Origin of the sequence: Labrys sedimenti (genome assembly GCF_034424805.1) — a bacterium.
Classification (GTDB): Bacteria; Pseudomonadota; Alphaproteobacteria; order Rhizobiales; family Labraceae; genus Labrys; species Labrys sedimenti.
In genome coordinates, this window is record NZ_JAXOUF010000003.1 from 705,941 (window position 1) to 729,118 (window position 23,178).

A 23,178-nucleotide genomic window follows, 5' to 3' on the forward strand; every position below is an offset into this window, starting at 1 on the left:
CTCTAGAAGTTTTTAGATTTACGTGTTGAGGGATTATGACAGAGAGTCGTATTCTTTTCGATAAAGAGAGCCTAATTACACCCGAATTGTTCTCCGAGGCGGTTGCGGTAGAACAGCAAGATTTCAACGCTGCTGAGTATGAAAGCGCAGTCAAAACCGTCACTCAACAATTGAACCGAACAAATTTATTGTTCCAGCAGGGGCATGAGCCTCAGGCACTCATTCACGAAACTGCCCATGATCTGCACATACTTCGACGCAAGCTGAGCCGGGGTAGCTGGCAAGCCCTCATTCCGGTCGTGCAATCCCATCCGGTAGCCGTTTTTTTCCTGCAGGACCCCTTCACGCGCTGGTCCTATACCAAGCCGCGGGGCTATTCCGGCGACGCGGGTCTGCTCGACTTCATTTACGAGCATGCCAGCGTGGCGGACCTTGTCGCAGGCGCGACCCCGATCGGGCGGCAGCTCCACGCCTATACCCGGAACGCCTCCTCATCCGTTGCCGTGCGCGAAAGGCGCGATCTGCTGACGCGGCAGATCGACGATATCACCTTAGCGCGGGGTGGCGGCACCGAGATCCTCGCCATCGCCGCCGGACATCTGCGTGAGGCCGATCGTTCGATCGCCCTGCGGGACGGGGGGATCTCGCGCTGGATGGCCCTCGATCAGGATCCGCTTAGCGTCGCCTCCATCGGCCGGGACTTCGCCGCGACCAGCATCGTGGCGATCGAGGGAACGGTTCGCGGCTTGCTCACTGATGCCACGGGCCTCGGCAGCTTCGATTTCATCTATGCCGCGGGCCTCTACGACTACCTCAACCATCGGGTGGCGGTGAAGCTCACCCGGCGGTGTCTCAGCCTGCTCAAGCCGAATGGCATTTTTCTCTTTGCCAATTTCGCACGCGAGATCGGCGTCGACGGCTATATGGAAACCTTCATGAATTGGCCGCTGCTGCTGCGGACTGAAGGCGAGATGCGCAGTATCGTCGACGCCAGCATCCAGGGCAGCGACATGCATGCGACCGTTCATTTCGGGGAGAACAGGAATATCGTCTACGCCCTGATCCATCGAGCGTGACGGGAGCAAGGGAGAGCCGGTGCGGCGGGACCCACGACAAGCTCAGATGCACCGCGTACCGTCGGCAGGAGCAATTGCTCCTTCAGGCCTTTGATCAGAGCGTTTTACGATTTGACGGCGTCACCTTGAATCGCAAAGACGCGTCGAACCAAAGAGTTAGAGCGAACAAGCGTTCGTCGCTGAACGCGCTTTGCTTTAGTTCAAGATCATGTTGCAGTGCCGACTCTCCATCATCCGAGGTAATTTCCTGGATCGATCATGAGGCTGCAATCCATGAGATATTCGCGCGGATAGCGGCATGGTTGAAGGGCGAATGGGAAGCATCTCATGATAACGCTTCGCAGGGCCAATCCGCAGGATGCCGCCAGGCTCGGCGCCTTGCATGTCGCTTCCTGGCGGGAGACCTATGCCGGCCTGATGCCCGATGCCATGCTTGCAAAATTGTCCGTGGAGGCCCGCGCGGCGATGTGGACCAGGATCCTCGCTGATCCGCCCGCCGCCGGCAACATCGCCGTCTATGTGGCGGAGGATGGCGGCGATATTGTCGGCCTGGGCTCATGTGGCTGGCAGCGTGACCAGGATCTGGGGGATCGGGGTTTCGATGCGGAAATCGGCGCCCTCTACATCCTGCGGTCGCATCAGCGCGGCGGTATCGGCTGTGCCTTGATGCGTGAAATGGCGCGGATCCTGCATTCCCAGGGCCTTCGGGCGGTCTCGTTGTGGGTTCTGCGCGAGAATGTCACGGCCCGCTCGTTTTATGAGCGCCAAGGGGGCGAATGGATCGCCGAGAAGGAAGACAGGCGGGGGCGCTTCGTTCTGGTCGAGGACGGCTATGGATGGCGTGACCTCGTGCATCTGGCGGACCCTTGATCGGCACTGCCCATGCAGCCGCAGGACGGCGCGGGAATAAAATCCGATTCAATCCGTCCTGATTCTGCGCTAGGCCTTGGCGATGGCTTCCTCGGCACCGCTTCTCCAGGTTCGCGACCTTTCCGTGGCTTTCCGGACGGAGGGACAGCCGGAACTGGCGGTCGACAAGGTCTCCTTCAGCCTCGACAAGGGCGAGACCCTGGCCCTGGTGGGCGAATCGGGCTCGGGCAAATCGGTCACGGCCCTGTCGATCGTGCAACTCCTCAATTATCCCGCCGCCTCCCACCCCTCGGGCGAAATCCTGTTTCGCGGCGAAAACCTGGTCGGCGCGCCGGAGCGGACCCTGCAGCGGGTGCGCGGCGCCGACATCACCATGGTGTTCCAGGAGCCGATGACTTCGCTCAACCCGCTCCACACCATCGAGCGGCAGGTCGGCGAGATCCTCAGCGTGCATCGCGGCCTGTCGAGGAAGGAGGCGCGCGTGCGGTCGCTGGAACTCCTGACCCAGGTCGGCATCCGCGAACCGGAAAAGCGCCTCGACGCCTTTCCTCACCAGCTTTCCGGCGGCCAGCGCCAGCGCGTGATGATCGCCATGGCGCTCGCCAACGATCCCGACCTGTTGATCGCGGACGAGCCCACCACGGCGCTCGACGTCACCGTCCAGGCCCAGATCCTCGCCCTCCTGAAGGAGATGCAGGCCAGGACCGGCATGGCCATGCTGTTCATCACCCATGACCTGTCGATCGTGCGCAAGCTCGCCGACCGGGTCTGCGTGATGCTGAAGGGGCGCATCGTCGATGCCGGCCCGACAAGCGAGGTCTTCGCCAATCCGACCAGCGACTATACCAGGCGGCTGCTGGCGGCCGAGCCCAAGGGCAAGGCGACGCCCTTCGACCCCGAGGCCCGTACCATCGTCTCCGCCGCCGATCTCAAGGTCTGGTTCCCTGTAAGGGCCGGGCTGCTGCGCAGCACGGTCGGCCACGTCAAGGCGGTGGACGGCGTCAGCCTCGCGGTGAAGGAAGGACAGACCCTCGGCGTCGTCGGTGAATCCGGTTCGGGCAAGACCACGCTCGGCCTTGCCCTGCTGCGGCTGATCTCCTCAACCGGGCCGATCGCCTATCTCGGCAAGCCGATAGAGGGGCTCGACCGGCGGGCAATGATCCCGCTGCGCAAGGAAATGCAGATCGTCTTCCAGGACCCCTATGGCTCGCTCTCGCCGCGCCTGTCGGTGGCCGAGATCGTCGAGGAGGGGCTGCTGGTCCTGGGGCGGCGGCTCGAACCGGCCGAGCAGCGCGCCGCCATCGAGCGGCTGCTGGTCAATTTGGGGCTCGATCCCGCCCTGGCGGCGCGGATAGAGGCGATGCTGGCCAAGCTCGGCCGGCGTGCCAGTCTGGACGAGGCGCTGCGCCAGCTCGGCCTGAGCGAGACCGCCATCGAGCTGGTCGAGGAGGGGCTGCGCCGGCTCGGCTGGGGCATGGACCCGGCCAAGCGGCGGGCGGCCGTCGCCCGGGCCCTTGCCGATGTCGGCATCGATCCCAAGGCGATGGACCGCTATCCGCACGAATTCTCCGGCGGGCAGCGCCAGCGCATCGCTATTGCGCGCGCCATGGTGCTGCAGCCGAAATTCCTGGTGCTGGACGAGCCGACCTCGGCGCTGGACATGTCGGTCCAGGCCCAGATCGTCGACCTCCTGCGCGAGCTGCAGCAGCGCCACAGGCTGGCCTATCTCTTCATCAGCCACGATCTGAAGGTGGTGCGGGCCCTCGCCAACGAGGTGATGGTGATGCAGGGCGGCCGCATTATCGAGCACGGTCCCGCCAGCGAGATCTTCGAGCGCCCGCGCGAGGACTACACCAAGGCCCTGTTCGCCGCCGCCTTCGCCATGGCGACCGCGCCCGAGGGCGTGGTGGGGCAGTAAGGGGTGCCCTTACCCCTTCAATTTCTCCCCCAACGCCTTCCAGCCGGCAGCAAACACATGGGTCGAGACGATCTCGACATATTTGCCGGCGTCATCGGGCGCTTCGTCGAAGGTCGCGCTCCATTCGGCGAAGGTGCGGTTGCCGTCGGTGATCGGCAGGAGGCGGATCACCGCCACGTAATTCTCCACCGGGAAGGCCGGCTTGACGAAATTATAGCTGAGCGTGTGCCCGGCATCGTCGAGCGCCAGCAGCTTTTCGCGCACATGGGCGCCGTCGGTGAGATGGAAGGAGCGGATGGCGCCGACGGCATCGGCGCTGCGGCCGTCCTCGATCTCGCTCCTGGCGATCGCCGGATGCCAGTCCGGCAGGGCGTTGAAGTCGCGCACGGTCTTCCACACCGTTTCGATCGGCGCATCGATCACCGCGCTCGCATAGGCCTTGGCCATGGTTTCCCCCTTATGCTGAAGTTGTCGCTTCGCCGACTTTACCGACGTCATTGCGAGCGCAGCGAAGCAATCCAGTTTTGCGGACACGATGCTGGTGGCTCTGGATTGCTTCGCTGCGCTCGCAATGACGGAACTATGGCTTGGCAATAGGTCTTTGATGAAATGCTATTTTCCGATGCTGAGATTCTTGAACGCCTGCGTCTGGGCGACCAGCGCCTTTTCCACCGGCAGGCGCTCCATGCTGGAAGCGCCGTAGAAGCCGTTGCAGCCCGGGCAGTTGGCCAGGATGAAGCGGGCGTCATCCGGTTCGGCGATCGGCCCGCCATGGCAGAGCACGATGATCTCGGGCGAGACCTCGCGCGCGGCGGCGGCGATGGCGTTGATCTCGCCGACGCAACCTTCCAGCGTGAGCGCGGTGTCGGCGCCGATCGAGCCGCCCGTGGTCAGACCCATATGGGCGACGATGATATCGGCCCCGGCCCGCGCCATGGCACGGGCATCGTCCGGGTTGAAGACATAGGGCGTGGTGAGCAGGTCCTTCTCGCGGGCCAGGCGGACGAGCTCGACCTCCAGGCCGTAGCCCATGCCGGTCTCCTCCAGATTGGCCCTGAACTTGCCGTCGATCAGACCCACGGTCGGGAAATTCTGGATGCCGGCGAAGCCCATCGCCTTGAGCCCGTCGAGGAAGGGGCCGAACTGGCAGAAGGGGTCGGTGCCGTTGACGCCGGCGAGCACCGGCGTGTGCTTGACCACCGGCAGCACTTCGCGCGCCATGTCGACCACGATCTCATTGGCATTGCCATAGGCGAGCAGACCGGCGAGCGAGCCGCGGCCGGCCATGCGGTAGCGGCCGGAATTGTAAATCACGATGAGGTCGATGCCGCCCTCTTCCTCGCATTTGGCCGAGAGGCCGGTGCCGGCGCCGCCGCCGATGATCGGTCGTCCGTCGGCGATCATGCCGCGAAACCGGGCTAAAATCCTTTCGCGCTCACTCTGCGCCATATCAATGCTCTCCAACAATGCTTCTGAAATTCGCCAGCAGTGCCTGCACGAACGCGGGCTCGTTCACGCCGGCCGGCACGCGGATGAGCTGGCGCCGCGGCGTCTGCTCGACGGTCGCCTCCAGCGCCGCGAACAGGGCCGCATCGGCCTCCGGATCATGGAAGGGCATGTCAGGCGCATCGAGGAGCGAAACACCGCCCTCGGGGATGAGGAAGCGCACCTCGCCCTCGCACTGGTTGAGCTTGTTGCCGATCCAGCGGCCCATTTCGGCATTCTCCGCCGCCGTGGTGCGCATCAGCGTGACCTGCGGGTTGTGGACATAGAGATTGCGGCCGCGATAGCGCTCCGGCACGCTGTCGAGCGATCCGAAATTGACCATGTCGAGTGCGCCGCAGGAGCCGACATAGGGCACCTTGGTGCGGGCGATGGCGCCGAAGCGGTCCTCGGTCGCCGCCAGCACGCCGCCGAACAGGAGATCGCAGACCTCGGTGGTGGTGACGTCGAGCACGCCTGATATCAGGCCCGAATCGACCAGTTTCTCCATCGACTGGCCGCCGATGCCGGTGGCGTGGAAGACGAGGCAGTCATAATCGGCGGCAAGCTCGGCCACCAGCTGGTTCACGCAGGGCGTCGTCACGCCGAACATGGTGAGGCCGACGGCCGGCTTGTCTTCGACCTCGACCGCTGCCTCGGCCCGTCCCCGCGCCATGCCGGCCATGGCATTGGCGGCATTGGTCATCACCACGCGGGAGATGCGGTTGAGTCCGGCTACATCGGTCACCGAATGCATCATGGTGATGTCGGTCGGGCCGACATAGGCCGCGACATTGCCGGAGGCGACGGTGGAAACCATCAGTTTGGGCGTGCCGACCGGCAATTCGCGCATGGCCGGAGCGACCAATGCGGTGCCGCCCGAGCCGCCGAGGCCGATCAGGCCGGCGACATCGTCCCGCGTCGCAATGAAACGGGCAAAGGCGAGTGCCATGGCGCTGACGGCCGAACCGCGGTCGCCGGTGAACACGGCCTCCGCCCCGCCGGGATGGCTGGCCGCCACGGTTGCGGGCGGGACCTCGACCTCGCCGGCGGTTCCGCCGGTGGAAAGGTCGACCCGGGTGACATCGAGGCCATGGGCACGGATGCGGTCCGCCACGAAATTGAGCTCGGTTCCCTTGGTATCGAAGGTTCCCGCCACATAGACGCTCGACCCGGCCATCCCTGCGCTCCCAATTGTCTTATCATTGTGGCGGGACGCTAGCACAGTCGCGGCGGCTGCGTTAAGACGGGCCTTGCGGCAAGTTGTCTTGGTGAGGTCGCCGCCTAGGGGAGGACGCCATGGCCGTGCTGCGCATCGTCGCCAATTTCGCCGTCGCGGACCCGCAGGCGGCCTGTGCCTTCTACCAGGACCTGCTCGGGCTGGAGGTGGTGATGGACCACGGCTGGATCCTCACTTTTGCCGGTCAGGGCCAGCAGACACCCCAGCTCAGCCTCGCCAGCGAGGGCGGCAACGGCACGCCGGTGCCCGATCTTTCAATCGAGGTCGATGATGTCGACGCGGTCCATGCCCGCGCCCGGGCCGCCGGCCACGCGATCGTCTATGGCCCGGCCGACGAGCTCTGGGGAGTCCGGCGTTTCTTCGTGCGTGACCCGCTCGGGCGCCTCCTCAACATCCTTTCGCATGCGGGATAAGGGCGAGGCGCCACCCGGCCTCAGTAGACCTGGGCGTAGCGGCGGCAGATTTCGGCATCCGACCAGGCCGATGTCATCTCGATCTCGCTGCGCTTCATGGCCAGGAAGCCCTGGATGATCTCGGGGTGAAACCAGTCTTGCACGATTGAATCGTGCATGAAGGCGACAAGCGCGTCGGGCAGGGTCTCGGGAAGGCGGCGCAGGCCGAGGCGTTCGCGCTCGGAGGGCGGCAGCGTGTCGGGATCGTTGGCGATCAGCGGCGGCTGTGCCAGCCCTTCGCGGATGCCCGCCAAACCTGCCCGGATCATCACGCCCAGGGCCCAGTAGGGGCTGGCCGTGTTGTCGGCCGCGCGATATTCGAGATTGAAGGCCTTGGCGACGTTGGCGCCGGGCGTTTCCGCTGTCGGGCAGATGCGCACCGAGGCTTCGCGGTTGAGGGCACCGAAAGCCGTGTAGGCTGCGCTCCAGTGATGGGGACGCAGGCGGAAATAGGACACCACGCTCGGTGCCGTCAGCGCCACCAGGGCGGGCATGTGCCGGACCAGTCCCGCGACGAACTGCCCGGTGGCTTCCGAGACGCGCCCCGGCCGCGCCGGATCGAAACTGGCGGGAGTCCCGTCCGCGCTCCGGAAGGAGAAATGGATGTGGAGGCCGTTGCCGACCCCGTCCGGCGTGGATTTCGGCACGAAGGTCGAGCGCAGGCCGCAGCTCCTGGCGACCTCGCGCGTGACTTCCCGGATCACCACGGCCCGATCGGCGGCGGTGACGGCATCGGCCGGTCCGCAGACGACCTCGAACTGGTCCCGGCCATATTCGGCGAGCACCATTTCGGGCTCCACGCCGGCTTCGCGCAGGGCTGCCATCAGCAGGGGGCCGAACGGATCGGCCCGGCGCATCGAGGCGAGGGAGAAGGAGGGGGCGTGCTCCCAGGCCGCGCCCTCGATCTGGAACTCCATTTCGAAGGCCGCCGTGATCCTGAGGCCGGTTTCCGCCTCGAAATCGGCGAGCGCTGCCTTCAGGAATGAGCGCCCGCAGCCATGCCAAGGCGTGCCGTCGAGTGCGGTGATGTCGCACAGGACGCCGTTGAGAGGTGTCTTGCCGGGCAGGCTCGCGACCCGGAAGCGGCTGGCCTCGTCCGGCATCAGGCGCAGGTCGCCCGCCGACCCCCAGGGATTGTCCGCCGGGATGCTGTCGAACGGTGTCAGGGCCAGGTTCGCCGGCACCCAGCCGCAGCCCTTGCGCAAGGCTGCTTCTCCTGCCGCCGCCGGAATCCAGCGCCCGCGCGTCAGGCCGATCATGTCGGTGGTGAGGAGGGCGACGAGTTCGTCGCCGGGTAGGTTCTGGTCCTGGCTCATGCCGACAATCCGTTCAGGCGCCGGACCACCTCGTCGGTATCGCTGACCCAGCAATAGCCGCCCATGGCCGAGAGGGCGGCCCGATGCCTCTCTTCCGAATAGGTGCTGCAGGCATCCTGCACCAGCGTGACGAGATAGCCCCGGTCGGCGCCGTCGCGCACCGCCATGTCGACGCACTGGTCGGTGAGCTGGCCGGCAATCACCAGATTATGCGTATCGAGGTTCCTCAGCACATAGTCGATATTGGTGGAATTGAAGACGCCCGAGGAGGATTTGGGCAGCACGATCTCGTTGTCGATCGGCCGCAGCTCGTCGATGACGTCGCCATTGGGGTCGTCGACCGCGATGTGGATCGGCGTCAGCTTATGGTCGAGCGAGCGGTCGCGGCCGTCCTTGGTCAGGCTACGGATGATGGTGTGCAGCACATTGGCGCCGCCTGCGCGGGCGGCGGCGAGCAGGCGCTGCTGGTTGGGCACGACGAGCTCGCGGTTGCGCTTGTAGAAATAGCTGTCCGGATCGGCATCGGGATGGGCGGGGTCGCGACCCGGAATGGTCCAGATCTTCTGCACATCGACGAACAGGATCGATGTCCTGCCCGGAAGGAAGGCAGAATCCCGGCTGGCGGACGTCGGCATGGGTGGCTCCTCTCAATCGGCCTGTCTTTGTAACGGGAGCCGGAGCGCGCGGATGCGCCCCGGCTGGATTGGCGTCAGCTCTTGCTGGGCGCGCCGAGTTCGCCGGCGAGGCGGTTGCCGATGCTGCGCACCATGCTCGGCGCGCACAGCGTGACCAGCAATCCGAGGACGCACCAGCCGAGCGCCAGCACCGGTGCCGCGAAGGGATCGAACGGGCCGACGAGGTTGAAATAGAGCGCGGTCACGATCACGGCCATGCCGAGGAGGGGGATGACGAGTTCCCATTTGGGAATGGCGACCTGTCCGCTGAGGATCAGCCTGGAGACACCGACCTCGACCATCAGATAGACCACCATCAGGCAGACCGAGCCGATGATGGCGAAGTGGAAATAGGCGTCGATGGCCAGGTCCCCCGTGCCGATATTCGGGCGGCCGGTGAGATAGGCGAGGAGGTCGACCAGGGCCGTCACCGCCAGCACGACCCACACGGCGTTGCGCGGCTGGCCATGCCGGCTGTCGAGTGCGCCCAGGAGGCGGGGGCCGAAGCCGTCCCGGGAGAGGGCGAACAGCAGCCGGCTGGCGGTGGCGACGGAGGAAAGATGCGAGCCGAAGGCGGCGAGGACGGCCGAGAAGATCAGGATCAGCGCCACCGGGCGGCCGAGATAGGTCTCGGCCAGGGCGCCTAGCGTGTTGCCGGCACCCTTGAAGGCCGCCAGGCCCGCCGCATCCGTGCCGAAGCCGATGGTCTGGGCGAACATCACGATGACGAACAAGGCACCCGTCAGCACGACCGAGCCGAGCAGGGCCAGGGGGATGTTGCGCTTGGGATCGGCGGTTTCCTCGCCCAGCGTCGCGCAGCCCTCGAAGCCGGCCCAGGACAGGAAGGCGGCCACCACCGCGGCAGCGACGGCCTGGAAGCCGACGCCATCAAGGCTGAAGCTGGAGAAATCGACATGGGTCGTCGGCGCGCCGCCCTTCGCGAAGATCGTCGCGGTGAGGATGATCATGAAGACGATGCCGATGCCTTCGACCAGCAGCAGGACCTTGGAGATGGTCCGGGTGTCGCGCGTGCTGAAATAGACGGAAAGCAAAGCCCCGGCGAGGGCCGGCATGATCCAGGGCAGCTGATAGGGCTTGTCCGCGCCATGCTGCAGGGCAGCCAGGAGGGCGTTCACGAAGGCGCCCAGCGCCGCCAGCGTGCAGATCGAGAAGAAGACATAGGTGCCGAGCAGGGCGAAACCGGAAAAGAAGCCGGCGCGCGGCCCCACTGTCGCGCCGACCAGGGCATAGGCGCTGCCGGCATGGTTGTAGTAGCGGGTCAGCCGGATGAAGCCATAGGCGATCAGCGCCACGCCGACCAGGCCGAAGACGAAGACGAGAGGGATTGCCTTGCCGACGGAGTCGATCAGCCCCTGGCCGTTGCCGCCCATCGCCAGGGTCGGTCCCATCAATCCCAGGGAGAGCGCGAGGGCCTCCCACAGTTTCAGCTTGCGTGATGTCTTCCCGTCATTCCCGCTCATGCTACCCCACAGTTTCAGGACACGCGGCGCGCCGGCATGGCGTGCGACGAGGCCATGATGTTTTCGGATGGACGACAGCCGTCATTGTTTGCGCGCGGCATGACTGCCGAGGCCGCGCGCCTTGTGCGGACAGAATTCGTGGAGCGTGGAAACGGCAGGCCGGGGACCGGGATCCCCCCGTATCGCTTGCTTTTTTCGCACGAGCTGCTTGCTGGCTGCGAACAAAGCATCGTCGACAATATCTGTCAATATTTTTTCATATTTGACGTTTAATTGATATTTATGTCAAAACTCTAACATAACGAGGGCCGCCGATCATGCCTCTGAAAGACCTGCTGACGCAGAGCGGACTCAACCTCACGCCCGCCGAGGGAAAGATCGTGCAGGCCCTGCTGGCCGACTATCCGACCTCAGGCCTGGGAACGGCCTCAAATCTCGCCAAGCGGGCCGGCGTCAGCGACCCGACCGTGGCGCGGCTGTCAGCCAAGCTGGGTTTCGAGAGCTTCGCCGATTTGCAGGCCATGCTGATCACCGAAATCGAGGCGAGGCTGCAGTCTCCCCTGCTGATGTTCGAAACCAAGCGGACGGCCGGCGACGGCCCGGCCACGGTGCAGACCTATCTTCAATCCGTCGCCCATCGCGTTGCCGAGACCGAAACGGCGGTGCCGGCGCAGAACTACGACCAGGCCGTGGATCTCATCATGGCGGCGAAGGGGCGGGTGCTCCTGCTCGGCGGGCGCTTCAGCCGGCATCTGGCCGGCATCCTCGCGGGCTATCTCGGCCAGTTCCGGGGACAGGTGACGGATCTCGCGCGCTTTTCGGCCGAAAGCTTCGACCTCCTGCTCGAACTCGGCAACCGCGACGTGCTGATCGTCTTCGATTATCGCCGCTACCAGACCGACATCGTCCGCTTTGCCACCCTGGCGGCCGAGCGCGGCGTCAAGCTGGTCCTGTTCACCGATCAATGGCTGTCGCCGATCGCGCAGAAGGCCGAGGTGGTCTTCATCGCGCCAAGCGAAGTCAATTCACCCTATGACACGCTGGTGCCGGCCCTCGCCCAGCTCGAAGCCCTGTCCCTGCACGCCGTCATGCGCAGCGGCGATGCCGTCAAGCGGCGCATCCAGGCGCTCGAGGACATTCGCAGTGCCGTCGGCGTCACGGTCAGCGAAAAGGGCGCGCCACAGCCTATCCTCAATGATGTCCAGGACCATTGAATGCCGAATTCCCGGATGCAGCACGAGCCCGCCCTCGACAATGCCGATTGGCCGCCTGCCCTCGAGATCGTCAACCAAGCAGGGCGTTCGCCGATCGTGCTGATCTGCGAGCATGCCTCCAACCACATGCCGGCCGAGTATGGCGGGCTGGGCCTGGGGCCGGCGGATCTGGGCCGGCATATCGCCTGGGATGTCGGCGCGGCAGAGGTCACGCGCCATCTGGCGCGCCTGCTCGACGCGCCCGCTTTCCTGGCCGGCTATTCGCGCCTGCTGATCGATTTGAACCGGCCGCTCGGCGCACCGAGCAGCATCCCGGCTATCTCGGAGGCGACGGAAATCCCCGGCAATCGCGATCTCGATCCTGCCGAGCGGGAACGGCGCGAAGCCGTGATGTTCCACCCTTTCCACCAGGGCGTGGCGCGCTTTCTCGATGCCCGGCAGGCGCGCGGAGAAGGCAGCGTGATCGTGGCGATCCACAGCTACACGCCGGTCTTCCACGGCAAGCCTCGCCCCTGGCATGCCGGTGTGCTGTTCGCACAGGCGGCGCCGATGGGGCGGAAGGTGATCGAGGGGCTGCGAAATGCGGCACCCGGGCTGCTGGTCGAGGCCAATGTGCCCTATGTCATCGACGGCAATGACTACGCCATTCCCGTTCATGGCGACCAGCGCGGCAACCCGGCCATCCTGATCGAGATCCGGAACGACCTGATCGCCACGCCCGATGGTACGGAGAGCTGGGCCGGCTATCTGGCCGGCGCGTTCTCCGCCTGAGCAGTGCTATCCACCAGGAAACGATCGACCACGCGTTGCAGCAGCGGGGCATAGTCTCTGAAAGCGCGGGTCTTCAGGCCGGCGACCTTGCCGGCCTCGTCCCAGAGCCGGACCCGCACGGCCTCCCTGTAGAAGGGGCTGGAGCGGAATTCGGCGATCTCGGCCGCGTTCATCGGGCCGCCCTGCAGCGACAGTGTATGGCGCGAGGCGGGGGAGAGCTTGGCGTCGTAGCTCGGATCGGTGGCGCACAGATAGCGCTTGGCTGCCACATGCAGCCGCACGCATTCGGTGACGACCTCGGGGAAGAAGGGGGCCAGTACCTCGGCACCGGCATCGTCATGATGCTTGTCCTCGGTGTCATCGGGCGAATAGGCGCCGAACTCGCTGGTGAAATGGCCGACATCGTGGAGTAGCGCGGCGGTGACCAGTTCGTCATCGGCACCTTCCTGCTCGGCGAACCAGGCGCCTTGCAGCATGTGCTCGGCCATGGTCACGGGCTCGCCGAGATATTCTTCGGCGCCCCGGCGCTCGAAGATGTCGGCGAGGAAGGCCACGATGGTGGTGGCGTCGAGAGTTGGCGTGGTCATTCGGCGGCCTCCCGGCGGGTTTCGGCCCGTATGGCCGAGAGGGTGGAGAGAAGGCCGTCCTTGTCGGCATAGCAGCCCTGGAGCCAGCGCTTGCCGCTGCCGGAGAAAGCCTTGCGGGCATGCATGACGCGGGTGTTGTCGACGATGAAGAGCTCGCCGGGCCTGAGCTTGAAGCTAACTTCCATGGCGGGATCTTCCAGGATCTCGGCAAAGCGCCGATAGGCGGCATAAAAGGCGGCCATCTCCTCATAGGGCACGTCGGTGAAGGCGGCGGCCGAGCGGTTGTTGAAGCGGATGGCGATCATCTCCCCATCGGGCCCCAGCTCGATGAAGGGGCGCTTGGAACGCAGGCACACGCCCGAGGAGCCGGCATATTCGAAGCGCACGGTGTGGCGGCTCAGCAAGTCGAAAGCCTTGGGATCCTCGACCTGCAGGCGCCTGGCCACGGCGAAGCCGTCGACCACGATGGAATCGCCACCCTCGACCGAGTTTTCGAGGCAGGCCAGCAATTGCAGCGTCGGCACCGGATCGCGATAGGGATTGTCGGTATGGGCCTGCAGGCCGAGATTGGTATAAGCGAGGTTGGTCGGGTTGACCTCGGCGCGCACTTCGAACCAGCGGCCGTAATTGGTCTCGCGTACATAGCCGAACAGGTCGGCGACATCGCACAATCCGCCAGCATGGGTCGGCATATCAGTCACCACGGCAAAGCCGAAACGCTGCACCGCGCCGAGCCAGGCGCCGAGCGCGGCCCGGTCCTGGCGCAGGCGGTCGAAGGAGGCGGTCGGAACCTGACCCTGCAGGCTGGCGTCCCAGGGCTCGATCTCGGGGCCGAGCCAGCCCTTCGCAGCGGGAGCCGGCTTGTCGTAGCCATGGTCACGCAGCCAGGCGGCCGGAAACACGGCCTGATGCTGCTCGGGAGCGAAGGTGATGCCGATGGCGCCCTCGGCAGTGACTTCAGCCGAAGCGATCACCGTATCGGCCGGAATATCGAGCACCGTGATCAGGCGCTGGCCATTGGCGCTGCTGCGGGTGCGCGGATCGAGGGCATTGTCGCGCAGCCAGATCGCGTGGAAGCGATGGCTCCCGCCATCACCCCAATTGATGCGCAGAGCCTGGCCCGCATCCAGGATTTCAACTGTTTCCGCCTTCATCACATGGCCTCCCGTCAGGATCGCGGCCATTGTGCGGAAGCCTCTGCCATCGTACAAACAATGAAAAACGTGCAGACGACATCATTTCAATTATGGCAGAATCATCCCGCCTTCCGCCGCTCGCCTGGCTGCGCACCTTCGAGGCCTGTGCCCGCCATCTCAACTTCACGGCGGCCGGCGAGGAACTCGGCCTGACCCAGGCCGCCGTCAGCCAGCATATCCGCAATCTGGAGGCCGAACTCGGTGCCGCGCTGTTCACGCGCCAGCGGAGGGGCGTGGAACTGACGCCGGAGGCCGGCGCCTATCTGCCCCATATCCAGGGGGTGTTCAGGGCGCTTGCGCGCAGCACCACCGAATTGTTCGGCCGGCGCGCCGGCCAGACGGTCGACCTGCGCTGCCCGATCTCCTTTGCCCTGCTCTGGCTGGCGCCGCGCATCCCGGCCTTTGCCGCCGCCTTTCCGCAGATTCGCCTGGCCCTCTCCACCGTGCATGTCCCGGCCGATTATGCTGGTGATCGCGAAGGCTTCGACATCCGCTTCGGGGTGGGAGCATTCGAGGGGCGCGACAGTCATCGCCTGACCTGGGAACGCCTGGTGCCGGCGGCGGCGCCTGCGCTGCTGGCAGGCCTGCCGGATCCCCGGCACTGGACGCGACTGCCCCTGCTCTCGGTCGCCGGCGGCAGGGAGATGTGGTCGGACTGGTTCGCTCGGGCCGGCATCGGCACGCCGGGGCGGCCAGCCCTGGTTTTCGACAGTTTCGTGGTGGCGCTGGAAGCAGCCAAGGCCGGAGCGGGGGTGGTTCTGGCCTCGCGCCCCCTGGCGGATGCGATCCTGGCGGAAGGCCGGCTCCGGCCGCTGTCGGACATCGAGCTTGCCGGCGAGCGCGGCCATTTCGTCACCTGTCCGGCCGGCAGGGCGCTTGCGCCGCATGAGCAAGCCGTGCTGGACTGGATTCTGGACGAGGCGAGGCCCCGAGCCTGAGCGCGTCAGGAAATGGCAGTCCGCAGGTCCCTGTTGTCCTCGCGGGCTTCCCAGGAAGGGCCGGGCGGCCCGCCGGAGCGAGGCGTGCCACCGGGAGGTTTCGTGTCCAGATTGCCGGGCACTTTCGTGGAGGCGAACGGATCGCCCGACCGGCCATTGCCGACCCAGTCAGTGAATTGCAGGAGTTGGGCGAGGCTGGCGGGGCCTGCGCCTGCGGGCAGCCAGCGGCGCAATTCATAGGGATTGACCGTCATGTAGCGGACGGTGAAGCCTCGCGCCTTGCCCGCCTCGCGCCAATCGGCCACCAGACGCAGCCAATCCGCATAAGGTATATGCAGAGACAATAATTCTTCGAGGAACGGGTAATGTGTTCTCGTAACTCGGGGAAGGAACAGGAAACGCATAGTATTCCCCCGTAGATCTAAGAGACGATCGGAACTTATCTGTCGGGCAGCATACCCCGTAATTTCCTACCTCTGAAAGCTGCCCAGACGGATTAGATAATTAAACCAGCCGCTTAATACTTGTTGGTTATATTGGCGTGGTGCTTCGCATCGCCGGGATATCAACGGTATTAAATTGTGAGGAAATCCGCGACCTGTGGTTGTGTTCAGGCGGTGCGGCAAGGGGGCCTGTCGGCCCGAATCACGCACCCGGTTCCAGAGCACATGGCAGATGGTCGAGACGGCAACGACGATGAAAAGACTGTTGTCGTCTGGTGCGAAATGCTTTCGTTTCCGGCCGCAGATTTGCTCCAATACCTTGTTTCGACATGGTTTTGCGAGGCTTGCCTATCCCGATGAACCGCGGGGGCTTTAGGCGGATGGTGCGGGCGTGCTATCGGGAGGGCCGCCCGCTGCCCACCCCAGGAGGCTTCCCTTGCCGATCGATCTCAATGGACTTGGAAACCTGTTCATCCTCTACGGCATCAACTGCCTAGGTGCCTTGGTGATCATGCTGGTCGGCTGGTGGGCCGCCGGCATGCTGGAGCGCCTCACCGCGAGGACCCTGACGGCAACCTCGCGCATGGATCCGATCGTCACGGCCTTCCTGTCGAGCCTGGTACGCTATGGCGTGCTGGTGCTGGTCTTCATCCTGATCCTGCAGGTGATCGGCATCCAGGCCACCAGCCTCGTCGCCGTGCTGGGTGCTGCTTCGCTGGCCATCGGCCTCGCCCTGCAGGGCACGCTTTCCAACATGGCCGCCGGCGTGATGCTGCTGCTGTTCCGGCCTTTCCAGCTCGGCGACAGCATCGAGGTGGCCGGCAAGGCCGGGACGGTCAAGAACCTCAATCTGTTCATGACCGAGCTCGCCAGTGGCGACAATGTACAGGTTCTGATTCCGAACGGGCAGGTCTGGGGCTCGCCGATCACCAATGTCTCGGCCTATCCCACCCGCAGCGTCAATGTGAAGGTACCCGTGCCCTATGGCGGTAATGCCGAGGCGGTGTCGGGCGCGATCCGCGATTTCCTCAGTCGCGACGGCCGGGTGTTGCCGCTGCCGGCCGCCTCGATCGTGTTGTCCGGCTTCACCGAAAAGGGCGTCGACATCGCCGTCCAGGCCTGGACCAAGGCCGGTGATGCCAATGACCTCAAGGCCGAGATCGTGCAGCGGGCTTCGGCGGCCCTGGACGCCGCCGCATCCGCGTCCTGATCGCTCGCTCCGCGATCACTTCTGCGCGGCGCGCCGCTCGGCGACGCGCGAGAGCGCGGCCCAGTCGAGATGGCCTTCGCCGTGGGCGAGGGCGTCAAGATGGTTGTCGCGCAGCACGCCGGCGAAGGGCAGGGGCACGTTGACGGCATCGGCCGCCTCGAGCGCGAGGCGCACATCCTTGAGGCCGAGCGAGAGCTTGAAGCCGGCAGGTTCGAAGCGCTCCTCCGCGATGGCGGCGCCATAGCCCTTATAGGGCGGTGCGGCGAAGATGGTCGAGGTCAGCATCTCCAGGAAGGCGGCCTTGGCGACGCCATGGCCCGATGCCAGCGTCGATGCCTCGGCCATGGTCTCGATGGCGCTGGCGATCATGAAATTGGCGGCGAGCTTCACCGCGGCCGCCTGTTCGGGCCGGTTGCCGAAACGCCAGGTCTTCTGGCCCAGCACGTCGAGCAAAGGCTGGACCCGGTCGAGCTGGGCAGCATCGCCGGCTGCCAGGATGTTGAGCTGGCCGGCCTCCGCCACATTCACGCGCCCGAGCACCGGGGCGGCGACATAGAAGAGGCCGCGCGCCGCGTGTTCGGCCGCGATGTCGCGGGTGAAGGCGACCGAGACGGTCGCCATGTTCACGACGACGGCGCCTTCGGGGAGGGCGTCCAGCGTACCCTGGGCGAGCAGGACGTCCCGGCTCGCGGCGTCATCGGCCAGCATGGCGATCAGCACTTCGGCGCCATCGGCCGCATCGACCGGGGCGGCGGCCGGCTCGGCCCCCAGCGCCGCGAGGCGGGCAACCGGCTCCTGCGAGCGGTTCCAGGCCCGCACGCGATGGCCTGCCTTGACCAGATTGGCGGCCATGGGAAGGCCCATGGTGCCAAGACCGAGAAAACCCGCTTGCATGATCGAGACTCCTTATTTGGAAATGATCGTTTCCGAATTGGCCGAAAAAATCAGTCGAGCACTTTCAGCGCGAGATCCGTGATATCGGCCATGTCATCGTGCCGGCGGCCGGTCTTGCCGATCACGCGCATGCCGAGCAGGACGCACAGCAAGGTGCGCGCCGCCTGCTGGGCGCCGAGATACGGATTGACCGAGCCGTCCGCCTGCCCCTGCCGGATCAGCTCGATCAGCAACACCTCGTTGCGGCGCAGGGCCTGCGCGACCAACTCGGCGAGATCAGCGTCGAAGGTCACCAGCTCGACGGCGCTGCCGACGACTAGGCAGCCGCGGCGGCCTTCGAGGTCATGGGCGGACTCGACATAGAAGTCGAGCACGGCGCGCAGGCGTTCGCGGCCGGTGGCCAGCCCCGTGAGGCGGGCGCGCAGGCCGGCATTGCGCAGCGATGTGTAGCGCTCGAGCGCCGCCACGAAGATGGCGCGCTTGTCCTTGAAGGCCTTGTAGAGGCTGCCGGCGGTCAGCTCCATGGCCTTGCCGAGATCGGCGATCGAGGCGGCGTGATAGCCGCGCTCGCGAAAGGCGAGGATGGCCTTGTCGAGCGCGGCGTCGAGATCGAATTCTCGGGGGCGGCCGGCCAGGCGCGGGGAATCGGCGAGGGGCATGGACATGCGGCGAGATTAGGAAATGATCGTTTCCTAATCAAGTCGCTTCATGAAAAGGAGCGGACAGGATGTCCGCGGTCCCAGCCGCAGCGGTTCTCGCGCGAGCCTGCCAGCGTCGCGCCGGAAACGATAAGGCTGGGACCGCGGACGTCCCGTCCGCCTCTTCCCGTGTCAGCCCGTCACGGCGCCTTCGCTGGCCGGCCGGGCCAGGGCCGCGAACTTGGCGAGCACGCCGCGGGTATAGCGGGGAGCCGGCTGGCGCCAGGCGGCACGGCGCCGGGCGAGCTCGGCCTCGTCCACCTCCAGTTGCAGGCTCTGGCGGCGGGCGTCGATGGTGATGGTGTCGCCTTCCTGGACCAGGGCGATGGTGCCGCCCTCATAGGCCTCCGGCGTGACGTGGCCGACCACCATGCCCCAGGTGCCGCCCGAAAAGCGTCCGTCGGTGATCAGGCCGACGCTGTCGCCGAGGCCGCGGCCGATGATGGCGGAGGTCGGCGCCAGCATCTCGGGCATGCCCGGCCCGCCCTTGGGGCCGAGGTAGCGCAGCACCAAGACGTCGCCGGGCTTTATCGTGTCCGATAGAATCGCGTCCATGGCCGACTTCTCGTCATCGAAAACGCGGGCCGGGCCGCTGATATAGGGGCTCTTCAGCCCGGTGATCTTGGCGACGGCGCCGCCCTCGGCGAGATTGCCCTTGAGGATGGCCAGGTGCCCTTCGCGGTAGATCGCCTTGTCGATCGGGCGGATGACGTCCTGGTCGGGGCGCGGCTCGTCCGGCACCCCGGCCAGTTCCTCGGCCAAAGTGCGCCCGGTGATGGTCAGGCAGTCGCCATGCAGGAGGCCGGCATTGAGCAGGAGCTTGAGCACCTGCGGCACGCCGCCGGCCTTGTGCAGGTCCACGGCCATGTATTTGCCCGAGGGCTTGAGGTCGCAGAACACCGGAACCTTGCGGCGCATGCGTTCGAAATCGTCCAGCGTCCATTCGACCTCGGCGGCATGGGCGATGGCGAGGTAATGCAGGACCGCATTGGTCGAGCCGCCGGTCGCCATGATCAGCGCCACGGCGTTCTCGATCGCCTTGCGGGTGACGATGTCGCGCGGCTTGATGCCTTTCCTGACCGCTTCCACCAGCACGCGGCCGGCCTCGGCGGCGCTGTCGATGATCTCCCGGTCGGGATTGGCCATGTTGGCCGAGTTGAGCAGGGCCATGCCGAGCGCCTCGAAGGAGGAGCTCATGGTGTTGGCGGTGTACATGCCGCCGCACGAACCGGTGGTGGGGCAGGCATTGCGCTCGATGCCCTCGAAATCCTCCTGGCTCATCGTGCCGGCCATGAAGGAGCCGACCGCCTCGAAGGCGGAGACGATCGAAAGATCCTGGCCCTTCCAGCGCCCCGGCTTGATCGTGCCGCCATAGACGTAGATGGCCGGCGCATTGGCGCGCAGGATGCCGATCATGCCGCCCGGCATGTTCTTGTCGCAGCCGCCGAGCACCAGCACACCGTCCATCCACTGGCCTTGCACCGAGGTCTCGACGCAGTCGGCGATGACCTCGCGCGAGACCAGCGAATATTTCATGCCCTCGGTGCCCATCGACATGCCGTCCGAGATGGTCGGCGTGCCGAAGAGCTGCGGGTTGCCGCCGGCCGCCTTGATGGCGGCCGCGGCGGCCTCGGCCAAGGGTTGCAGGCCGGCATTGCACGGCGTGATGGTGGAATGGCCGTTGGCAATGCCGATCATCGGCTTGTCGAAGTCGGCTTTTTCGTAGCCGAGGGCGTAATACATGGCCCGGTTGGGCGAGCGGGCGACGCCCTCAGTGATGTGCCGGGAGCGCTCGTTGATCGGCATGGGATCCTCCATTGGCGGGCAAGCCGCATTCAAAATCCCGCCCATGCTAGAGGCGTTCCAATCGTTGGTGAAATATATGTTTCTGGCTATATTAGGTCGAAAAATGTATTAATGATCGAACACACCCCGCCTTGGAAGAAAGCCATGGATCTGCGGCAGCTGCGCTATTTCCTCACCGTGGCCGAGGAACTGCATTTCGGCCGTGCCGCCGAGCGGCTGGCGATGACGCAGCCGCCGCTCAGCCAGGCCATCCAGACCCTGGAGGCCGAGCTCGGCGTCAAGCTGTTCGCCCGGACCAAGCGCCATGTCGCGCTCACGCCGGTCGGGCGCGAATGGCAGGCGCATGCAAGGCGGGTGCTGGAGGACGCCAATGCCTTGCCGGAGATTGCCCGCCGTCTGTCGCGCGGGGAGGCGGGCCTGTTGCGGCTCGCCTTCGTCTCGACCGCCGACTACAGCCTGCTGCCTGCCATGGTCAGCGCTTTCCGGGAGCGATATCCGGCCGTGCAACTGGCCCTCATGGAAATGACCAGCGACCTCCAGGTCGAGGCGCTGCTGGAGGGGACGATCGATGTCGGCATGGTGATTGCCTCTTCGCGCACGAGCCTGCCTGCGGCGCTCGACTACCAGCCGCTGTTGCGCGAACCGCTGGTCGCGGCCGTGCCCGAGGCCTGGATCGAGCGGAGGCGTGCCGGTTTCACGGGACAGGCACTGCCGATCGACGCGCTGGTGGCGGCGCCCCTGATCCTGTTTCCGCGGCGCAGCGCTCCGGCTTTCCATGACCTTGTCTCCGGCTATTATGCCGCGCATGGCGTGCTCCTGCCGGTCAGGCAGGAGGCGATCCAGATGCAGACGATCATCAGCCTCGTCTCGGCCGGCATGGGGCTGGCGCTGGTGCCGCAGTCGCTGCAGCGCCTGCAGCGCCAGGGCGTGCGCTATCTGGCCCTGCGCGATGCCGCGCCCGTGATCGAGACGGGGCTGGCCTGGCGTCACGGCGATCGCTCGCCGGCCCTGCGGCGGTTCCTGGATGTCGCGGAAAAGGAAGCCATCGGAAAGGAAGCTGTCTGAATGTCTGCCATTATCCGACGCCTCGGCCCTGCCGATTGCAGCGACTATCGGGCGATACGGCTCGATGCACTGGCTACCGCGCCGGAGGCTTTCGGCAGCACCCACGCAGCCGAGAGCGCCAGGCCGCTGGCCGCCTTCGCGGAGCGGCTGTCCCAGGCCGCGGTGTTCGGCGCCTATGTCGGCGATCAGATCGTCGGCATGGCGGGCTACCGGCGACAGGACGGCCTCAAGGACAGGCATAAGGGGCAGGTCTGGGGCGTCTATGTCGAACCGGGGTGGCGCGGGCAGGGCATCGCCGGAGCGTTGATGCAGGCGGTGATCGAAGCCGCCCGCGGCGAGGTGGAACAACTTCTCTTGGCCGTCGTCCAAGGCAATGATGGCGCCCTGGCGCTCTATCGCCGGCTCGGCTTCGAGGTCTATGGCGTCGAGCCACGGGCGCTCAAGGCGGGAAACACCTATCTCGACGAGGCGCTGATGGTGCTTTTTCTCGAGCGCTGAGGGCTGCGCGGGATGCCCTATCCGGCCGGGAGTTTCCTGGTTATAACCGGGGCGTGGGCACCGCCTCACCGATTTCAACACGGAAGCGTGGAACCGTTCCGGCACCGCCCGCGAAGGGGCTGCACGCTCCAAAGATCGAGGTTGAGCGATGAACGACATCGCCCCACGCGGCATCCGCTTCGGGCGGATCGCCGCCATGCTGCCTGTCAAGGACATCCGGCGCGCCCATGATTTTTACGTCGGCGTCCTCGGTTTCGCCAAGACCTTCGAAAATGGCAGTCCCGTCGGCTTCATGATCCTCAAGCGCGACGATGCGGAGCTGCATCTGACGCTGCAGCCGGGCCACAAGGCGCCGCCCTTCAACGTGGCGCATCTGATGGTCGACGATGCCGATGCCCTCCATGCCCTGTGCGAGGCGGACGGGCGGCGGATCGTCAAGCGGCTGCAGGACAAGGATTACGGCCTGCGAGCCTTCGTCTTCGAGGATCCGGACGGCAATCGCATCGACGTCGGGCAGCGCCTGTAGCAGGTAGCAGGAAACGGGTTGCCGGCCCGCGGCCGGCAACGCACTCTCGCGCCTTTCGAGGCAGGACGAGCTGGCATGCATGCGTGGAGTGAGGACGAGGATTGGGCCGAGGCGGGCTCGAGGCGCGAACAGGAGGTGCGCGAGGCGCTGATGCGCGCGGTGGAGGAAACCCCGCCCCAACTCAGGGGGCGCGACCTGCTCAAGGCTGATTGGATCGACACGCCTATCGGCGCCATGCTGGCGGTTGGTGATCGCCACGCTTTGCATCTCGTCGAGTTCTTCGATCGCAAGGCCCTGCCGGGCGAACTGGCGCGCCTGCGCAAGGCGGCACGCTCGGCCATCACCTTCGGACGATCGGCGGCGATCGACGGCATCGAGGCCGAGCTGGCCGCCTATTTTGCCGGCCGCTCGCCAGTCTTCACCACGCCGCTCGCCATGCATGGCTCGGAGTTCACCAGGCAGGTCTGGCAGGGATTGAGGCGGATTCCAGCCGGCATCTGCCTGTCCTATGCCACCTTGGCCGGAAGGCTCGAGCGCCCGTCCGCCTTCCGCGCTGTGGCCCGGGCCAATGGCGCCAATCCGTTCGCCATCGTCGTGCCCTGCCACCGTCTGGTCGGCTCCGACGGAGCGCTCACCGGCTATGGCGGCGGCATCTGGCGCAAACGCTGGCTGATCGAGCACGAAAAGCGCTGGGCGTGATTGCGAAAGGATGCGACGCCGGGCGCTGGCTTCATGACCATAAAGGAGCAGCCTTTGTCATGCCCGGCCTGACCCGGGCATCCGGCTCTTCGCCACACCCTATTGAAAGGGAAAGCTGGATTGC

The 23,178-nt window shown here is 65.8% G+C and carries 24 protein-coding genes; 12 read left to right on the top strand and 12 right to left on the bottom strand.

Features of this window, described 5'->3' with window-relative positions; genetic code table 11:
* Positions 1 to 35: 35 nt before the first annotated feature.
* The 3 genes from U1R88_RS14895 (at position 36) to U1R88_RS14905 (ending at position 3,864) form a co-directional block, all read left to right on the top strand.
* The gene (locus U1R88_RS14895; protein ID WP_322431898.1) at positions 36 to 1,076 is read left to right on the top strand and encodes a class I SAM-dependent methyltransferase; all 1,041 of its coding nucleotides are present in this window, start codon (positions 36 to 38) and stop codon (positions 1,074 to 1,076) included.
* A 327-nt stretch (positions 1,077 to 1,403) separates the two neighbouring features.
* Positions 1,404 to 1,946 (top strand): GNAT family N-acetyltransferase, encoded by a 543-nt coding sequence (locus U1R88_RS14900; RefSeq protein ID WP_322431899.1) that lies wholly within the window; start codon positions 1,404 to 1,406, stop codon positions 1,944 to 1,946.
* A gap of 82 nt (positions 1,947 to 2,028) precedes the next feature.
* A complete protein-coding gene (locus tag U1R88_RS14905) occupies positions 2,029 to 3,864 on the top strand; it encodes an ABC transporter ATP-binding protein (RefSeq protein WP_322431900.1) in 1,836 nt (611 codons plus the stop codon).
* A 9-nt stretch (positions 3,865 to 3,873) separates the two neighbouring features.
* On the opposite strand, the gene U1R88_RS14910 is transcribed toward U1R88_RS14905, so the two are convergent.
* From U1R88_RS14910 to U1R88_RS14920, 3 genes are all read right to left on the bottom strand, one after another.
* Complete coding sequence (locus U1R88_RS14910) at positions 3,874 to 4,311, bottom strand: SRPBCC family protein (RefSeq protein ID WP_322431901.1); 438 nt, start codon at positions 4,309 to 4,311, stop codon at positions 3,874 to 3,876.
* Positions 4,312 to 4,476: 165 nt separating this feature from the next.
* Positions 4,477 to 5,313, bottom strand: a complete 837-nt coding sequence (locus U1R88_RS14915; protein WP_322431902.1) for a phosphoenolpyruvate hydrolase family protein — start codon at positions 5,311 to 5,313, stop codon at positions 4,477 to 4,479.
* 1 nt (position 5,314) lies between these two features.
* Positions 5,315 to 6,526, bottom strand: a complete 1,212-nt coding sequence (locus tag U1R88_RS14920) for a Tm-1-like ATP-binding domain-containing protein (RefSeq protein ID WP_322431903.1) — start codon at positions 6,524 to 6,526, stop codon at positions 5,315 to 5,317.
* Between the two features lie 119 nt (positions 6,527 to 6,645).
* Here U1R88_RS14920 and U1R88_RS14925 point away from each other — a divergent pair, with 119 nt between their 5' ends.
* Positions 6,646 to 6,999 (top strand): VOC family protein, encoded by a 354-nt coding sequence (locus U1R88_RS14925; protein ID WP_322431904.1) that lies wholly within the window; start codon positions 6,646 to 6,648, stop codon positions 6,997 to 6,999.
* A gap of 20 nt (positions 7,000 to 7,019) precedes the next feature.
* Here U1R88_RS14925 and U1R88_RS14930 read toward each other — a convergent pair whose 3' ends face one another.
* The 3 genes from U1R88_RS14930 to U1R88_RS14940 form a co-directional block, all read right to left on the bottom strand.
* Complete coding sequence (locus tag U1R88_RS14930) at positions 7,020 to 8,354, bottom strand: glutamine synthetase family protein (RefSeq protein WP_322431905.1); 1,335 nt, start codon at positions 8,352 to 8,354, stop codon at positions 7,020 to 7,022.
* Positions 8,351 to 8,989: a cysteine hydrolase family protein gene (locus U1R88_RS14935; protein WP_322431906.1), complete on the bottom strand. Its 639-nt coding sequence runs from the start codon at positions 8,987 to 8,989 to the stop codon at positions 8,351 to 8,353. The genes U1R88_RS14930 and U1R88_RS14935 overlap by 4 nt, the downstream gene beginning before the upstream one ends.
* 74 nt (positions 8,990 to 9,063) lie before the next feature.
* Entirely contained in the window at positions 9,064 to 10,509 is a 1,446-nt protein-coding gene (locus U1R88_RS14940) for an APC family permease (protein WP_322431907.1), read from the bottom strand.
* A 317-nt stretch (positions 10,510 to 10,826) separates the two neighbouring features.
* On the opposite strand from U1R88_RS14940, the gene U1R88_RS14945 reads away from it, so the two are divergent.
* Both U1R88_RS14945 and U1R88_RS14950 read left to right on the top strand, forming a co-directional pair.
* Complete coding sequence (locus U1R88_RS14945; protein ID WP_322431908.1) at positions 10,827 to 11,723, top strand: MurR/RpiR family transcriptional regulator; 897 nt, start codon at positions 10,827 to 10,829, stop codon at positions 11,721 to 11,723.
* Positions 11,724 to 12,494, top strand: coding sequence for an N-formylglutamate amidohydrolase (locus U1R88_RS14950; RefSeq protein WP_322431909.1), 771 nt, complete (start codon positions 11,724 to 11,726; stop codon positions 12,492 to 12,494).
* Here the strand turns inward: U1R88_RS14950 and tmpB are convergent.
* Both tmpB and tmpA read right to left on the bottom strand, forming a co-directional pair.
* Positions 12,467 to 13,081: a (R)-1-hydroxy-2-trimethylaminoethylphosphonate oxygenase gene (gene tmpB / locus U1R88_RS14955; protein ID WP_322431910.1), complete on the bottom strand. Its 615-nt coding sequence runs from the start codon at positions 13,079 to 13,081 to the stop codon at positions 12,467 to 12,469. The genes U1R88_RS14950 and tmpB overlap by 28 nt on opposite strands.
* The gene (gene tmpA / locus U1R88_RS14960; RefSeq protein ID WP_322431911.1) at positions 13,078 to 14,235 is read right to left on the bottom strand and encodes a 2-trimethylaminoethylphosphonate dioxygenase; all 1,158 of its coding nucleotides are present in this window, start codon (positions 14,233 to 14,235) and stop codon (positions 13,078 to 13,080) included. Before tmpA ends, tmpB begins: the two co-directional genes overlap by 4 nt.
* A gap of 92 nt (positions 14,236 to 14,327) precedes the next feature.
* Here tmpA and U1R88_RS14965 point away from each other — a divergent pair, with 92 nt between their 5' ends.
* Positions 14,328 to 15,215 (top strand): LysR substrate-binding domain-containing protein, encoded by an 888-nt coding sequence (locus tag U1R88_RS14965; protein WP_322431912.1) that lies wholly within the window; start codon positions 14,328 to 14,330, stop codon positions 15,213 to 15,215.
* Positions 15,216 to 15,220: 5 nt separating this feature from the next.
* On the opposite strand, the gene U1R88_RS14970 is transcribed toward U1R88_RS14965, so the two are convergent.
* The gene (locus tag U1R88_RS14970; protein WP_322431913.1) at positions 15,221 to 15,559 is read right to left on the bottom strand and encodes a hypothetical protein; all 339 of its coding nucleotides are present in this window, start codon (positions 15,557 to 15,559) and stop codon (positions 15,221 to 15,223) included.
* Positions 15,560 to 16,094: 535 nt separating this feature from the next.
* Between U1R88_RS14970 and U1R88_RS14975 the strand changes: the two genes are divergently transcribed.
* Complete coding sequence (locus U1R88_RS14975; RefSeq protein ID WP_068290690.1) at positions 16,095 to 16,868, top strand: mechanosensitive ion channel family protein; 774 nt, start codon at positions 16,095 to 16,097, stop codon at positions 16,866 to 16,868.
* Between the two features lie 15 nt (positions 16,869 to 16,883).
* Here the strand turns inward: U1R88_RS14975 and U1R88_RS14980 are convergent, their stop codons facing one another.
* From U1R88_RS14980 to ilvD, 3 genes are all read right to left on the bottom strand, one after another.
* The gene (locus U1R88_RS14980; protein ID WP_322431914.1) at positions 16,884 to 17,762 is read right to left on the bottom strand and encodes an NAD(P)-dependent oxidoreductase; all 879 of its coding nucleotides are present in this window, start codon (positions 17,760 to 17,762) and stop codon (positions 16,884 to 16,886) included.
* A 50-nt stretch (positions 17,763 to 17,812) separates the two neighbouring features.
* Positions 17,813 to 18,427, bottom strand: coding sequence for a TetR/AcrR family transcriptional regulator (locus U1R88_RS14985; protein ID WP_068290686.1), 615 nt, complete (start codon positions 18,425 to 18,427; stop codon positions 17,813 to 17,815).
* A 165-nt stretch (positions 18,428 to 18,592) separates the two neighbouring features.
* Positions 18,593 to 20,266, bottom strand: a complete 1,674-nt coding sequence (gene ilvD / locus U1R88_RS14990; RefSeq protein ID WP_322431915.1) for a dihydroxy-acid dehydratase — start codon at positions 20,264 to 20,266, stop codon at positions 18,593 to 18,595.
* Between the two features lie 144 nt (positions 20,267 to 20,410).
* Here ilvD and U1R88_RS14995 point away from each other — a divergent pair, with 144 nt between their 5' ends.
* The 4 genes from U1R88_RS14995 to U1R88_RS15010 all read left to right on the top strand — a co-directional run bounded on the left by U1R88_RS14995 (position 20,411) and on the right by U1R88_RS15010 (position 23,054).
* Positions 20,411 to 21,331, top strand: coding sequence for a LysR family transcriptional regulator (locus U1R88_RS14995; protein ID WP_322431916.1), 921 nt, complete (start codon positions 20,411 to 20,413; stop codon positions 21,329 to 21,331).
* The gene (locus U1R88_RS15000) at positions 21,332 to 21,829 is read left to right on the top strand and encodes a GNAT family N-acetyltransferase (protein WP_322431917.1); all 498 of its coding nucleotides are present in this window, start codon (positions 21,332 to 21,334) and stop codon (positions 21,827 to 21,829) included. It abuts the gene before it with no gap.
* A gap of 148 nt (positions 21,830 to 21,977) precedes the next feature.
* Complete coding sequence (locus tag U1R88_RS15005) at positions 21,978 to 22,355, top strand: glyoxalase superfamily protein (protein ID WP_322431918.1); 378 nt, start codon at positions 21,978 to 21,980, stop codon at positions 22,353 to 22,355.
* A 75-nt stretch (positions 22,356 to 22,430) separates the two neighbouring features.
* On the top strand, positions 22,431 to 23,054 hold the full coding sequence (locus U1R88_RS15010; RefSeq protein ID WP_425545427.1) for a methylated-DNA--[protein]-cysteine S-methyltransferase: 624 nt from the start codon (positions 22,431 to 22,433) through the stop codon (positions 23,052 to 23,054).
* Positions 23,055 to 23,178: the final 124 nt, after the last annotated feature.